Origin of the sequence: Ensifer adhaerens, assembly GCF_002007205.1 — a bacterium.
In the GTDB taxonomy this organism is placed as follows: Bacteria; Pseudomonadota; Alphaproteobacteria; order Rhizobiales; family Rhizobiaceae; genus Ensifer; species Ensifer adhaerens_D.
On record NZ_LAZS01000005.1, the window covers coordinates 1,657,840 to 1,671,463 of the forward strand.

Here is a 13,624-nt window from a genome sequence, read left to right on the forward strand (position 1 = left end):
ACAACCTGACTTAGCGCGCCAACCTTACCCAGACCCTGTTGTCGTGGAAGGCAGCGCCGCCATAGGGCGCAACCGCATCGGCACCGGTGAGCACGTTGATGCCCTCCCCGTCGAGATGGGCGCCATTTGGCCACAGGCCCTCGGCAATGACCACGCCGCGCCGCGCGCCGCTGCCGATCTTCGCATGCAGACGCACTTCGCCGCGTTCGTTGCCGAGCTGGACGATGTCGCCGTCAGCTATGCCAAGCGCTGCGGCATCCTCCGCATGAACCATGACTTCCGGGCGCACTTCCTTCTGGATCGAGGATGGCGTCTCGGCAAAGGTCGAGTTGAGGAAGGATCGAGCCGGGGAAGTCGCGAGCCGGAACGGATGCTTGGCGTCCGCCACCTCGATGAGGTCGACATGGTCAGGAAACTCCGGCAGTGCTGCGTACGGTCCTTGCATGCCCATAGAGCGCGGCGGCCGGTTCGCTGCCGGCGTGCCGGTCCAGTCCGGTTTGAAGCGGAATTTGCCGTCCGGATGGCCGAAACCGTTGAGATAGTGCGCCTCCTCGAAGGCGGGCTGACAGTCGAGCCACTTCTGGCCCTTCATCTCCTCGTAGCCGATTCCGTAGTTGGCGAGCAGTCGGTCGATGTGCTCACGCTCCGTCAGGCCGAAACCGGCATGGTCGGCAACGCCCAGGCGCCTGGCGAGCTCCTCGATCACGAAGAGATTGGTGCGCACGGTCGAGGGCGGCTCCACGACCTTGGGACCGATGAGGATGTGCTGGTGGCCGCCGCCGCGATAGAGATCGTCATGTTCGAGGAACATGGTGGCCGGCAGCACGATGTCGGCAACCGCAGCCGTGTCCGTCATGAACTGCTCGTGCACGGCAACGAACAGGTCGTCACGCAGGAAGCCACGCTTCACCAGGCGCTGCTCCGGCGCGACGTTCACCGGATTGGTGTTCTGGATCAGCATCGCCGTCACCGGCCCGCGATGGCGCAGCGCCTCGGCGTCGCCCGTCAGCACCCGGCCGATCTGCGATTGGTCGAGCATACGCACATCCGGATCATGGAAGGCCGAGCCGATGAGTTCGCGCTTGTCGAGCTTGAAGATATCGTTGTTGGAATGAAAGGCGCCGCCGCCCTCGTGTTTCCACGAGCCGAGCACGGTCGCGACGGAAGCGGCAGCATGGATCGCGACCGAGCCGTTGCGCTGGCGGGTAAAACCGTATCCGAGGCGAAAGTAGGTGCGCGGCGTCGTGCCGACGAGCCTGGCGAAGGCTTCGATCTCCTCGACCGAAAGTCCTGTAATGGCGGACGCCCATTCCGGGCCGCGTGACTTCAGATGCGCTTCAAGCCCGACCGGATCGTCGGCGAAGTCCGCCATATAGGCGCGGTCGGCATAGCCGTCGCGAAAGGCGATATGCATCACGGCACAGGCAAGCGCCGCATCGGTGCCCGGCTTCAGCACCAGCCCCATGTCGGCCTGTTTGACCGTCGGATTGTCGTAGATGTCGATGACGACGATCTTGGCGCCGCGGTCCTTGCGGGCTTTCACCGCATGGGTCATCACGTTGACCTGGGTCGCAACCGCGTTCGTGCCCCAGATCACCACGCAATCGGACTTGGCCATCTCGCGCGGGTCCGGGCCGCGCAACGCGCCGGTCGCCATGGTGAAGCCGGTCCAGGCCATGTTGGTGCAGATCGAGCCGAAGAAGCCGGAATAGCGCTTGGCGTGACGCAGCCGCTCGATAGAATCGCGCTGAACCTGGCCCATGGTGCCCGCGTAGAAGTATGGCCACACGGTCTCTGCGCCGTATTTCTGCTCGGCGCGGACGAACTGGTCGGCGATCTCGTCGAGCGCCGCTTCCCAGCCCACCTCCTGCCAGCCGCCCTCGCCCTTGGCGCCCTTGCGGCGCTTCGGCACCATCAGCCGGTCCGGATGGTAGATGCGCTCGGAATAGCGCGCCACCTTGGCGCAAATCACGCCGGCGGTGTAGGTATTGGTGGAGGCGCCGCGCACGCGACCGATCCGCCCTTCGGCGGTAAGGTCCACTTCCAGGGCGCAGGCCGAGGGACAGTCATGCGGACAGACCGAGTGGCCGATCGTTTTTTCTATCTTGATGGGGGTCGCAACGTTCATGGCTTTTCTATATGGCATCGGCAATTCGGCTCAAAGAGCCAATCGCCCACCCATCGCAACTATTGATCACAGCCATCGGCGGCGCTCATGAACTATCGGCACATCTACCACGCGGGCAATTTTGCCGACGTCCTGAAGCACGCGGTGCTGGCACGGCTCGTCACCTATCTTCAGCAGAAGGAGAAGGCGTTCCGCGTTCTCGATACCCATGCGGGCATCGGGCTCTACGACCTCTCCAGCGAAGAGGCGCAGAAGACCGGCGAATGGCGTGACGGCGTCGGCCGGTTGCTCGACAGCGAATTGCCGCCGGAGATCGCGGCGATCCTCGCCCCCTACCTCTCCTCCATCCGCGCGCTGAACGCCGGCTCCGAGCTGACGCTCTATCCCGGCTCGCCTAAGCTCGCGCGCATGCTCTTCCGTCCGCAGGACCGGCTTTCGGCAATGGAGCTGCATCCGGACGACTACGAAACGCTGCACCGGCTTTTCGACGGCGATTTCCAGAGCCGGGTCACCGAGCTCGACGGCTGGCTGGCGCTCGGTGCGCATCTGCCGCCGAAGGAAAAGCGGGGACTCATCCTCGTCGACCCGCCCTTCGAGAAGGAGGGTGAATACGACCGCCTCGCCGATGGTCTCGCGCGCGGCTATCGCCGCTTTGCCGGTGGCGTCTATTGCCTGTGGTATCCCTTGAAGCAGGGCGCGCCGATCAAGGCCTTCCATGAGGCGCTGAAGGCGCTCGCCATTCCGAAGATGCTCTGCGCCGAACTCTCGGTCCGAAGCGACCGGGAAACCACCGGGCTTTCCGGCTCCGGTCTCATCATCGTCAATCCGCCCTTCACGCTGAAGAGCGAGCTCGACGCGCTCTTGCCGTTCTTGAAAACCCGGCTGGGCCAGGATCGTTTCGCGTCCAGCCGCTGCTTCTGGCTGCGCGGAGAAGAACAGACAGACCGAGGGGCTTGACGGACGGGCGCGACGCACCGCAATCTCGTGTGACGACATAGGGAGACGCCCATGACTCGCACGCTCGCCGCCACGCTTCTCATTTCGCTTTCCCTCGCCGGCGCCACCGCGCCGGGCGCCATTGCTGCCGACTATATCGGCAATGGCCAGGCACGAACTTACAATGCCGGGGTCTGCGGCGAGGCTTCGGTTCTCGGCTTCATCACCTCCCGGTTCGAGTATCGGGATGCAAATTACCTGCATGCCAATCTCTCGATCGCCGAAATCCGCAACATGGGACAGAGCCGGCAGGAGTTCCGCGACGAGACGCATCTCGTCGAGCGCGAATACTGCTACGCAACCGCCGTCATGACCGACGGCGAACAGCGGGCACTCTATTACCTCATCGAACGCCCCTGGGGCTTTGCCGGCGTCGGCAGAAGCATCGAGTTCTGCGTCGGCGGCCTCGATCCCTGGTATGTCTACGGCGCCTACTGCGCCTCGCTCCGTTAATCATGAGATCATTCCGGAAAACGCGCCGGCTTCTGCCGGCGCTTTTCGTTGCCGCAGCCCTCGTTGGCTGCAGCGATCAGAACACTGAAAAGGCGCCGGCGGCGACGGGAACGCAAGCCACGAAGGCGGCCGTTACGGTGCCGGTCGGCAGCGGTTTCGATTTCTACGTGCTCTCGCTCTCCTGGTCGCCGACCTGGTGCGGCGACAATGACCCCAAGGGAAAATCGAGCCAGTGCGAAATCGGCGGCAACCGCGGTCTGATCGTGCATGGCCTCTGGCCGCAGAACGAAAAGGGTTACCCGGACTTCTGCCCGACGCGACAATCCGATCGCGTGCCGTCGTCGCTCGGCAAGCAATATCTCGATCTCATCCCCTCCATCGGCCTGATTGGCCATCAATGGCGCAAGCACGGGACCTGTTCCGGCCTCAGCCAGGAGGATTACTTCGCCGTGACACGTGCGGCCCGGGAGCGGCTCACGCTGCCGGCGGAACTCGCACCATCCCGGCAGGAGAGAGGTCTGCGTGTCGCCGCCATGGAAGATGCGCTCGTCGCCCAAAACCCTGGAATGACGAAGGATGCGGTCGCCGTGACCTGCGAAGGCAATCGGCTCGAAGAGATCCGGGTCTGTTTCGACAAGTCGCTGAACTTCCGCGCCTGCCCGGCGGTCGATCGCCAGGCGTGCCGAAAGGACACCGTGTCGTTGCCCCCGGCGCCCTAGCCGACCGATAGGGACCTGAATATGCTGGCTCAGAAACAATCCTGGAAAGAAGACGTTCGATGAAGATCTTGTACTCGCCCGCCTCGCCCTATTCGAACAAGGTTCGCATGGCGGCGCATTACGCGGACTACAAAGCTGAAAGCGTGCTGACCGACACCAACGCCAACCCTGCGGAACTGATCGACAACAACCCGCTCGGCAAGATCCCGACGCTGATCCTTGGCGACGGACGGGCACTCTACGACAGCCGTACGATCATGCATTTCATCGACCGGGAAACCAAGGGCAGGCTCTATCCGAGGAATGCCGAAAAGCGCACCGATGTCGAACTGCTCGAAGCGCTCTGCGACGGTGTCTGCGATAGCCTGCTGGCGATCGTTTACGAGAAGCGCTCGCATCCGCCGGAAAAGGTGCATCAGCCCTGGATCGATCGGCAATGGGAAAAGGTCGAGCGCAGCCTCGACTACTTGAACGACAACCTCCCGAAGACCGGGGCCAAGCTGCACGCCGGTCATTTCGCGCTGGCGGCGATGCTGCGCTACATCGAACTGCGGTTTGCCGGCGAATGGCAGAAGGGCCGCGCCAAGCTGAAGAACTGGCCGGCGAAGTTCGAAAAACACTTCCCGGATTACCCCAAGTTCAAGGCCTAACGTGCAGACACAAAAAAGGCCGGGTCTCCCCGGCCTTTTCTTTGATCCGGCAGAAGCCGATCAGAACTTCACGCCCATACCGACTTTGACAGCGTGCTCGTCGTAGCCGGACGAGACCTTGGTGCTGCCCATGCGGAAGTCCTTCGAGCCGTAGTCCGTGTAACGGTACTCGACGCGTGCGGTGATGTTGTCGGTGACGAAGGTTTCAGCACCGACGCCTGCTGTCCAGCCGACCATGGTGTTCTTGTCGGAAGCGCCGCCGACGGTGCCCTTGGTCTGGCCGACGGCGAGACCTGCGGTACCGTAGACGAGGACCGGGTTCAGATCGACACCGACGCGGCCGCGGAGCGAGCCGTTGACGCCCTGCTTCATGCGCAGGTTGCCCTTGGTCGAATCCTGGCCGGAGTAGCCGATGTCGGCTTCGCCGCCGTATACCATCTGGCCGTCCTGAACGTTGTAGCCGCCATAGAGGCCGCCGCCGAAGCCGGCTGCGGTGTTGCTGCCGGTCGCATCGTGCTGGCCATGCTTCCAATCGGCGGTACCACCGACGTAGGCGCCCGACCAGTTCTTGGCTGCCGGCTCGGTGTATTCGGCCTGCGGAGCTGCCGGAACTTCGTCGATCGCGTCTGCAGCCTGGGCGGCCTGGAAGGCGATGAGGGTCATAGCCGAAGCCATGAGGGTGGTGGTGAGCGTACGCATTAACATTCTCCTTTATCGTCCCGATGTGCCGCGGGCTTGGGGTCCCGCAGTGAAACATCGGGCAACTTTTAACTAACCCGCCCGGTTGTGCTGAAATTGGCCAGCAAATGCGGATTCACAAGAGCCAAAATGTGAAATTTTGGTGGCACAAACGCGCCCAAAGTTTGATGTTGCTTTGGCGCCACAGGAGAATTGTTAACCATAATTCAAGATTAACGAAAGTTATACTATAAGCACGCAAAATAATACAATTTACGCCAATTCCATTAATTTTTGGGCAAGGAATCGTCAGGGAGTGTTTCAGCCCCGCGTTTCTTGCCTATATCTTCGTCCTCTGACGCGAAGATTCGAAAAAGCGGGATGAAACGTTGAAGAAAGCACTGAAGGCGGCACTCGTAACCGGGGGCGCCAAGCGGATCGGCAAAGCTATAGTGGAGGACCTCGCCGCCCATGGCTTTGCCGTCGCCATTCACGCCGACGCCTCATTTGACGAAGCACAGGCCCTGGCCGAAGCTCTGGTGAAAGCAGGCAAGAATGCCGTCGCGATTCGCGCCGACCTCACGGATACGGGCGCGACATCGGCACTGATCGGACGCGCGACCGCGGCGCTGGGACCGATCGACCTGCTCGTCAACAATGCATCCTTGTTCAAGAAGGACAGCCTCGATGCCTTCGACGAACAAATCTGGGACCAGCATTTCGCCCTGCATGTGAAGGCCCCGTCCCTACTCGCGCGCGATTTCGCCACGCAGCTTCCGGCCGACGCCAACGGACTCGTCATCAATGTGATCGACCAGCGCGTCTGGGCTCCCAATCCGCGCTTTTATTCCTATATGTTGTCCAAGTCGGCGCTTTGGACGGCAACCCGGACGATGGCACAGGCGCTCGCCCCGCGGATCCGCGTCAACGGCATCGGCCCCGGACCGACCTTGCCGAACGAACGGCAGGACCTCAAGGATTTTGAGGCGCAGGTCGATGCGCTGATCTTGAAGCGCGGACCGACGCTCGACGAATTCGGACGGACGATCCGCTTCCTGTTCGACACGCCGTCGATAACCGGACAGATGATCGCGCTCGACGGGGGCCAGCACCTCGCTTGGGAAACGCCCGACATCAGGGAGATAGTGGAATGAATGGACGCGTGCCGAACGACGGCGGCATCCTGTATGACGGCAGCGAAGCGGAAGACGATGACGACCTGATCGAGGTGCCGGAAAGCGAAAGCGCGACGCCCGCCGTCGAATGGAACGAGAACCATTCGGAGACAGAGGGTCTGAAAGGCGCGGAGTTGATCCAGGCTTTCGTCAAGCTGCTGCCGAACGGCCCCGGCGTCTACCGCATGTTCAACGAGGCCGGCGACGTCCTCTATGTCGGCAAGGCGCGCAGCCTGAGGAAGCGCGTGAGCAACTATGCCCAGGGACGCGGCCACTCCAACCGCATCGCGCGCATGGTGCGCGAAACGGCGAACATGGAGTTCGTGACGACGCGCACCGAGATCGAGGCGCTGCTGCTCGAAGCGAACCTGATCAAACGGCTTCGGCCGCGATTCAACGTGCTTCTACGCGACGACAAGTCGTTTCCTTACATCCTGGTGACGGGCGACAGCCGGGCGCCGGCGCTCTACAAGCATCGCGGCGCGCGCAGCCGCAAGGGCGACTTTTTCGGTCCCTTCGCGTCGGCAGGCGCGGTCGGCCGCACGATCAATTCCCTGCAGCGCGCTTTTTTGCTCCGGACCTGCACCGACAGCGTCTTTGAGACCCGCACGCGGCCCTGTCTGCTCTACCAAATCAAGCGCTGTTCCGCCCCGTGCACTGGCGAAATCAGCGATCAGGGTTATGCGGAGCTGGTACAGGAGGCCAAGGACTTCCTTTCAGGCAAGAGCCAGGCGGTAAAAGCGACGATCGCCGCCGCCATGGGCGAGGCAGCCGAGAACCTCGACTTCGAAAGGGCGGCGCTCTACCGCGACCGCCTGGCCGCGCTGAGCCACGTCCAGAGCCACCAGGGCATCAACCCCTCTGGTGTCGAGGAAGCGGATGTCTTCGCGATCCATCACGAGGGTGGCATTTCCTGCATCCAGGTGTTCTTCTTCCGCACCGGGCAGAACTGGGGCAACCGCGCCTATTTCCCGAAGGCCGATCCGTCGCTGCCGACAGCCGAAGTGCTTTCGCAATTCCTCGCCCAGTTCTATGACGACAAGCCCTGTCCCCGGCAGATCCTGCTTTGCGAGGCGGTGGAAGAGCAGGAACTGCTCGGCCAGGCGCTGAGCGAAAAATCCGGCTACAAGGTCGCGATCCAGGTGCCGCAGCGCGGCGAGAAGAAGGATCTCGTCGACCATGCGCTTGCCAATGCGCGCGAAGCCCACGGCCGCAAGCTGGCGGAAACCGCGTCGCAGTCGCGTCTGCTCGAAGGTTTCTCGGAAACGTTCAAGCTGGAGCGCACGCCGCGCCGCATCGAGATCTACGACAACTCCCACATCATGGGGACCAATGCCGTCGGCGGCATGGTGGTGGCGGGGCCGGAAGGTTTCGTCAAAGGCCAGTACCGCAAGTTCAACATCAAATCGACGGACATCACGCCCGGCGACGACTTCGGCATGATGCGGGAGGTGATGACGCGGCGGTTCTCGCGACTGCTGAAGGAAGAGGGCAAGCCAGACCGGAGCGCCGAAGCGGCAGAAGATGCCGCCTTCCCCGCCTGGCCCGATGTCATCCTGATCGACGGCGGCCAGGGGCAGATGACTGCGGTGCGCGCCATTCTCAAGGAATTGGACGTGGAAGACTGCGTCACCGCGATCGGTGTCGCCAAGGGCGTCGACCGCGATGCCGGGCGCGAGCGCTTCTTCGCGCTCGGCCGCGACAGCTTCACGCTGCCTCCGCGCGATCCGGTGCTCTACTTCATCCAACGGCTGCGCGACGAGGCGCACCGTTTCGCGATCGGCTCGCATCGGGCCCGCCGCAAGAAAGAGATGGTCAAGAACCCGCTCGACGAGATCGCCGGCATCGGACCGACGCGCAAGCGGGCGCTGCTCACGCATTTCGGCACCGCGAAAGCCGTCTCGCGCGCCGGCATCAACGACCTCATGGCCGTCGCCGGCATTTCCGAAACGGTGGCGCGGCTGGTCTACGAACATTTCCACGACGATGCAGCGAAATGACAACCGGGCGTCACAATTCACCGGGCGTTCACATGCAATAGGGCAAATATGACAGTTGCCGACGATGACCTGTTGACCTCAGGCCAGCAAAGTCATTCTGTACCTGACGAACCAGAGAACACGAATCCATGCCCACGCCCGTCGCCTACAGCATCCCGAACCTGCTCACCTACTTCCGAATCCTGATCGTGCCGCTGATCGTCCTTTGCTTCTTCGTCGAAGGACGGCTGCACAGTTCGGACTTCGCGCGCTGGACGGCGGTCACGCTCTTTGCCATCGCGTCGATCACCGACTTCTTCGACGGCTACCTCGCGCGCATCTGGAAGCAGACGTCGAACATCGGCAAGATGCTCGATCCGATCGCCGACAAGCTGCTGGTCGCCTCGATCCTGCTGCTGGTCGCTGCCGACGGCACGATTGCCGGCTGGTCGATCTGGGCGGCGATCATCATTCTCTGCCGCGAAATCCTGGTCTCGGGTCTCCGCGAATACCTCGCGGCGCTGAAGGTCAGCGTGCCCGTCACCCGCATCGCCAAATGGAAGACGACGATCCAGATGGTGGCGATCGTCTTCCTGCTGGCCGGCCCCGCCGGCGACAAGATTTTGCCCTACACGACCGAGGCTGGTATCGTGCTGCTCTGGATCGCCGCCGCGATCACGCTCTATACGGGCTATGATTATTTCCGCGCCGGCCTCAAGCACGTGGTCAACGAATGAGCACCGTCAACCTCGTCTATTTCTCCTGGGTGCGCGAACGCATCGGCAAGGGTGAGGAAACGCTCGACCTTCCCGCCGGCGTCGTCACCATTGCCGATCTGCTTCAGCACCTGAAGACGCTCGGTGAGGAATACGAGGCGGCGCTCGAACATGAAAACGTCATCCGGGCGGCCATCAACCAGGAACATGTCGACCACAAGGAGCCGATCGCCGGCGCCCGGGAGATTGCCCTGTTTCCGCCGATGACGGGCGGCTGAGGCCATGAGCGCGCCGGTCATCGTGCGCGTCCAGCGCGAAGACTTCGACCTCAACAGCGAAGTGGCGAAGCTTTCGTCAGGACGCGCCGACATCGGCGCCGTCGCCACCTTTTCCGGGCTCTGCCGCGACGAAGCGGGCACATTGGCGGCGCTCGAACTCGAGCATTATCCTGGCATGGCCGAGGCGGAGATCGAGCGCATCTGCCGCGAAGCGGTCGAACGCTTTTCGCTCCAGGCTGCAACGGCCATTCATCGTTACGGCAAGATCATGCCGGGCGAAAACATCGTGCTCGTCGTCACCGCGTCGCGCCACCGGCAGGCCGCCTTCGACGGCGCCAACTTCATCATGGATTTCCTGAAGACGTCCGCTCCCTTCTGGAAGAAGGAACACCTGGGCGACGGCACCACCGGTGGCTGGGTCAGTGCCAAGGATGCCGACGATACGGCACGGGACCGCTGGTCGCCGAAGTAGCGCGGCTTGTGGGCGGAAGCTCACATTCGCGTTGCCCCTCGTCAGGGAATGACCTTCTCCTTGCGCGTCACCGCAAGCACGATCACCAGAAAGCCGAAGATCACGAAATCGCGCCAGAGGATCGGCCCGTAGGCGCTCCACAGCGTTTCGAGCAGGCCGATCCCGGCAGCGCCTAAGGCAGCGTAGAGGGGCGAGGCCTGGCCGCCTATTGCGGCGATGAAGAGCACCTTGACGCCGAAGGTCAGCCCCGTGCCGAAATCCATATTGCCGTAATAGGACGCAGCGAGAATGCCGCAGAGGGCGGCGATCAAGGATGCAGCGCCATAGGCGACGATGTAGACGGTCGCGGCATCGACCCCGCAGAGCGCCGCCGCGCCTCGGTCTTCCGACACCGCCCGCCAGAACCGCCCTGCCCGCGAATGCGTCAGGAACCAGTGCCCGGCCGCAACCAGTGCCGCCATCAGCGCCGTGTTTCCGAGCTGGATCACGGTCAGGGTCACCGGGAAGCTCGGATCATCCCAGAAGACGACATTGGCATTGAGAAAAGGCGGCAGCCAAAGGCTGCGCGTCTCCGACGCCAGGCGCGCCGTTTCCATCAGAACCAGCAGGCAGCCGAGCGAGGCGACGACGACGGTATTGGCCGAGGAAAAGGCAAGCGGGCGCATGACATATCGTCCCGCCACGAGCCCGGCGCCAAGGCCGAAGCTCAGGGCCGCGGCAGCGCCGAGGCCAAGGGCAGCCGGCATGACCAGCCACAGCCGGTTCCAGCCGAAATCCGCAAACAGCACGAAGGTCTGGCCGGCAAACGCAAAGAGTGCGCCATAGGTAAGATCGGCGCGGCGCGTCACGGCAAAGGCGATGGCATAGCCAAAGGCGAGCGCCGCGTAGAGCGCTGCGACGGGAACGGCGTTGGCGAGCTGCTGCAGAAAATAGAGCATGGCGCATCCGGAGCGTGACAAGATCAATATAACTGGTAAAATCAATTTTGCCAGTTAGGATTTTCGCATGACCTTCACCTGGACAGCCCATCGATTTGCCGGCGGCGCCCTGGCGCTGGATGTCGCCAATTCGATCATCCTGCGCTTCGACCCCGAACGCCGGATCGACCGCTTTGCCGACGGTGCCGCGATCGACACTTTTGCGGAAGCGGCCAACCGCTTCGGTGCGGAAAGTGCGCGCTTCGGCGCGCTGGCGCCTGTTTCACCGGAGCGCCGCGCGGGGCTGCTGCGGCTGCGCGAAGCAACCGACCGGCATTTTCGCGCCGAGATATCGGACACGGGACGGCCTGAATTTCTGGCGGACCTGCTCGAAGCGATCGCCGGCGTCCTGCGCGGACCGAAGCACGGAGCCGGCCTGCTTCCGCTCGACACGGCGACGGCGCAATCGGCACTCACGCTTGCCGCCAACCCAGAGCCCGACCGGCTGAAGATTTGCCCGAATTGCGGCTGGCTGTTTCTCGACCGCAGCCGCAATCGCAGCCGGACCTGGTGCGACATGGCCGTCTGCGGCAACCGCAACAAGGCGAGACTCTACTACCATCGCAACAAGGAGGATGTGGTGCGATGACGAAGATGATTGGGCTATTGGCCGCAGTGACGATTGCACTTGCCGTCGCCGGCTGCCAGCGCGAGACCGGCCCTGATCCGTTGAAGCTGACGGGCAAGATGTTCGTCTTCAACTACCGCCTCGCCTATGCGGTCTACACGATCACCCTTCAGAAAACAGAGCCCGTGCCCGAAGGCAGCGTCGTTCTCGCCACCTTCGAGAACCCGGTGGGCGGCAAGCCGTTCACGCTAACGCGCAAGCTCTTTCCAAAACTCGACCGAGTGGTGCTGGAAAGCCCCGATCTGACCTGCGTGAAAAAGGATAGACCCTATGCGGTGACGATTGAGGTGAAAGGGCCTGCCGGCGAAACGCTGCAGAAACTGGAGACCACGGTAGTCTCTGATATCGACCAGGATATCCTGCCGGCGAAGCCGCTGGTCGAAGGGCCGGCCTACGACAAGAACCCCGAGGTTTTCAGGGGCGGCAAGGCGCCCGAACGTTTTGAGACGGCGACGTGCCCGATATGAAAAAACCGGAGCGTTTCCGCTCCGGTTCAAGTCCAAGTCATTTCAAGCAATTACAGCTCGAAATGGAGATCGTGAATCAGCCGACGATCTCGGTGCCCGAGAACCAGTAGGCGATTTCTTCGGCAGCGGTTTCCGGAGCATCCGAACCGTGAACCGAGTTTTCGCCGATCGACAGGGCGTGAACCTTGCGGATCGTGCCTTCGTCAGCGTTTGCCGGGTTGGTTGCGCCCATGACTTCGCGGTTCTTGGCGATGGCGTTTTCGCCTTCGAGAACCTGAACGATGGTCGGGCCGGAGGACATGAACTCGACCAGTTCGCCGAAGAACGGACGTTCCTTGTGAACGGCGTAGAAACCTTCGGCTTCGCGACGGCTCATCCAGACGCGCTTGGAAGCGACGACGCGCAGGCCGGCATCTTCGAGCATCTTGGTGATGGCGCCGGTCAGGTTGCGCTTGGTCGCGTCCGGCTTGATCATCGAGAAGGTACGTTCAATAGCCATTGGCTCAAATCCCTTGTTTCTTGAGAAGTGGCGGTTCATTAGCCGCCAATTCCGCGCAAAACAAGGGGGTTCACCGATGTTTCGGCTTGGTCCAGGCGGGTTTCACGCGGCCGTCACACTGCGTCCGAGCCCGCCATGCAGATCGAGGCAACGTTCGAACCAGCCGGCCACCGGATCGCCGGGCTGAAGCAGGCGCTGCGGCGAGACGATGCGCGCCCACTGAAATGCGCCGAAGACGATATAGTCTGCAAAGAGCGGCGCCGCACCGCCCAGGAAATCCTGAAACTTCAGCATGTGGCGCAGCGGCTCGAGCTTTTCGGCGAACGTCTCCAGCGACGCCGCGCCGCTTTCTGCCACCGCTTCCAGCGATGTGCTGAAACGCTTTTCGCGGCTCTCGCGGAAGTAGGCCTGATCGACGGGGTCCAGGCGATCGTGAATATCCCTGATGATGATCCGGGTGATGGCCGGGTGCAGGGTCGTCTGCGACCAGCCCTCGACGAAACGGGCGATTGCCATTGCCCCCTCGCCGGCAAAGAGCGTCGGGCGATCCGGATAGTTCCGCTCGAGATACTGGGCGATCTCGAAGCTGTCCTTGACCAGCCGTTCGCCGTCCCTGAGCAGCGGCACCAGCTTCGTCGCCCCGTCCTCGACCGCGGGAATCTCGGTAAAGCCGGTCGGAACCGTGTCGAAGTCGAGCCCCTTGTGGGCGAGCGACATCGCCGTCTTCCACACATGCGGCGAGAACGGACGCGCCCTGTCGGACCCACACAGCGAATAGAGCTTTCTCGTCATGCAAACTCTCCGGGACG

At 62.7% G+C, this 13,624-nt stretch carries 16 protein-coding genes; 11 read left to right on the top strand and 5 right to left on the bottom strand.

The features are described from left to right. Positions 1-10: 10 nt before the first annotated feature. Positions 11-2,146 carry a molybdopterin-containing oxidoreductase family protein gene (locus XB14_RS11975; RefSeq protein WP_077961740.1) on the bottom strand — a complete coding sequence of 712 codons (2,136 nt, stop codon included), beginning with the start codon at positions 2,144-2,146 and terminating at the stop codon, positions 11-13. Between the two features lie 69 nt (positions 2,147-2,215). Here XB14_RS11975 and XB14_RS11980 point away from each other — a divergent pair, with 69 nt between their 5' ends. The 4 genes from XB14_RS11980 to XB14_RS11995 are packed head-to-tail and all read left to right on the top strand — an operon-like array spanning position 2,216 to position 4,946. Beyond that, positions 2,216-3,085, top strand: coding sequence for a 23S rRNA (adenine(2030)-N(6))-methyltransferase RlmJ (locus XB14_RS11980; RefSeq protein WP_077961741.1), 870 nt, complete (start codon positions 2,216-2,218; stop codon positions 3,083-3,085). Between the two features lie 51 nt (positions 3,086-3,136). Continuing rightward, positions 3,137-3,577, top strand: a complete 441-nt coding sequence (locus XB14_RS11985; RefSeq protein WP_077961742.1) for a hypothetical protein — start codon at positions 3,137-3,139, stop codon at positions 3,575-3,577. 2 nt (positions 3,578-3,579) lie between these two features. Next, complete coding sequence (locus XB14_RS11990) at positions 3,580-4,296, top strand: ribonuclease T2 family protein (RefSeq protein WP_077961743.1); 717 nt, start codon at positions 3,580-3,582, stop codon at positions 4,294-4,296. Between the two features lie 59 nt (positions 4,297-4,355). Then, positions 4,356-4,946 (top strand): glutathione S-transferase, encoded by a 591-nt coding sequence (locus XB14_RS11995; RefSeq protein ID WP_077961744.1) that lies wholly within the window; start codon positions 4,356-4,358, stop codon positions 4,944-4,946. 60 nt (positions 4,947-5,006) lie between these two features. On the opposite strand, the gene XB14_RS12000 is transcribed toward XB14_RS11995, so the two are convergent. Beyond that, on the bottom strand, positions 5,007-5,645 hold the full coding sequence (locus XB14_RS12000) for an outer membrane protein (RefSeq protein WP_077961745.1): 639 nt from the start codon (positions 5,643-5,645) through the stop codon (positions 5,007-5,009). Between the two features lie 368 nt (positions 5,646-6,013). Between XB14_RS12000 and XB14_RS12005 the strand changes: the two genes are divergently transcribed. From XB14_RS12005 to XB14_RS12025, 5 genes are all read left to right on the top strand, one after another. Further along, positions 6,014-6,778, top strand: coding sequence for an SDR family oxidoreductase (locus tag XB14_RS12005; protein ID WP_077961746.1), 765 nt, complete (start codon positions 6,014-6,016; stop codon positions 6,776-6,778). Then, positions 6,775-8,799 (top strand): excinuclease ABC subunit UvrC, encoded by a 2,025-nt coding sequence (gene uvrC / locus XB14_RS12010; RefSeq protein WP_077961747.1) that lies wholly within the window; start codon positions 6,775-6,777, stop codon positions 8,797-8,799. The genes XB14_RS12005 and uvrC overlap by 4 nt, the downstream gene beginning before the upstream one ends. A 128-nt stretch (positions 8,800-8,927) precedes the next feature. Then, complete coding sequence (pgsA, locus tag XB14_RS12015) at positions 8,928-9,515, top strand: CDP-diacylglycerol--glycerol-3-phosphate 3-phosphatidyltransferase (RefSeq protein ID WP_077961748.1); 588 nt, start codon at positions 8,928-8,930, stop codon at positions 9,513-9,515. After that, positions 9,512-9,772, top strand: coding sequence for a molybdopterin converting factor subunit 1 (gene moaD, locus XB14_RS12020; protein WP_034803865.1), 261 nt, complete (start codon positions 9,512-9,514; stop codon positions 9,770-9,772). The genes pgsA and moaD overlap by 4 nt, the downstream gene beginning before the upstream one ends. A 4-nt stretch (positions 9,773-9,776) precedes the next feature. Beyond that, the gene (locus XB14_RS12025; RefSeq protein ID WP_077961749.1) at positions 9,777-10,244 is read left to right on the top strand and encodes a molybdenum cofactor biosynthesis protein MoaE; all 468 of its coding nucleotides are present in this window, start codon (positions 9,777-9,779) and stop codon (positions 10,242-10,244) included. Between the two features lie 41 nt (positions 10,245-10,285). On the opposite strand, the gene XB14_RS12030 is transcribed toward XB14_RS12025, so the two are convergent. After that, positions 10,286-11,182: a branched-chain amino acid ABC transporter permease gene (locus XB14_RS12030; protein WP_077961750.1), complete on the bottom strand. Its 897-nt coding sequence runs from the start codon at positions 11,180-11,182 to the stop codon at positions 10,286-10,288. Between the two features lie 67 nt (positions 11,183-11,249). On the opposite strand from XB14_RS12030, the gene XB14_RS12035 reads away from it, so the two are divergent. Together XB14_RS12035 and XB14_RS12040 are read left to right on the top strand one after the other, a co-directional pair. Beyond that, positions 11,250-11,810 carry a CGNR zinc finger domain-containing protein gene (locus XB14_RS12035; RefSeq protein WP_077961751.1) on the top strand — a complete coding sequence of 187 codons (561 nt, stop codon included), beginning with the start codon at positions 11,250-11,252 and terminating at the stop codon, positions 11,808-11,810. A 5-nt stretch (positions 11,811-11,815) separates the two neighbouring features. Further along, positions 11,816-12,316, top strand: a complete 501-nt coding sequence (locus XB14_RS12040) for a hypothetical protein (RefSeq protein ID WP_419178585.1) — start codon at positions 11,816-11,818, stop codon at positions 12,314-12,316. A 76-nt stretch (positions 12,317-12,392) separates the two neighbouring features. Here XB14_RS12040 and ndk read toward each other — a convergent pair whose 3' ends face one another. Together ndk and XB14_RS12050 are read right to left on the bottom strand one after the other, a co-directional pair. Continuing rightward, a complete protein-coding gene (gene ndk / locus XB14_RS12045; RefSeq protein WP_034803877.1) occupies positions 12,393-12,815 on the bottom strand; it encodes a nucleoside-diphosphate kinase in 423 nt (140 codons plus the stop codon). 102 nt (positions 12,816-12,917) lie between these two features. Next, the gene (locus XB14_RS12050; RefSeq protein WP_077961753.1) at positions 12,918-13,607 is read right to left on the bottom strand and encodes a glutathione S-transferase family protein; all 690 of its coding nucleotides are present in this window, start codon (positions 13,605-13,607) and stop codon (positions 12,918-12,920) included. Positions 13,608-13,624: the final 17 nt, after the last annotated feature.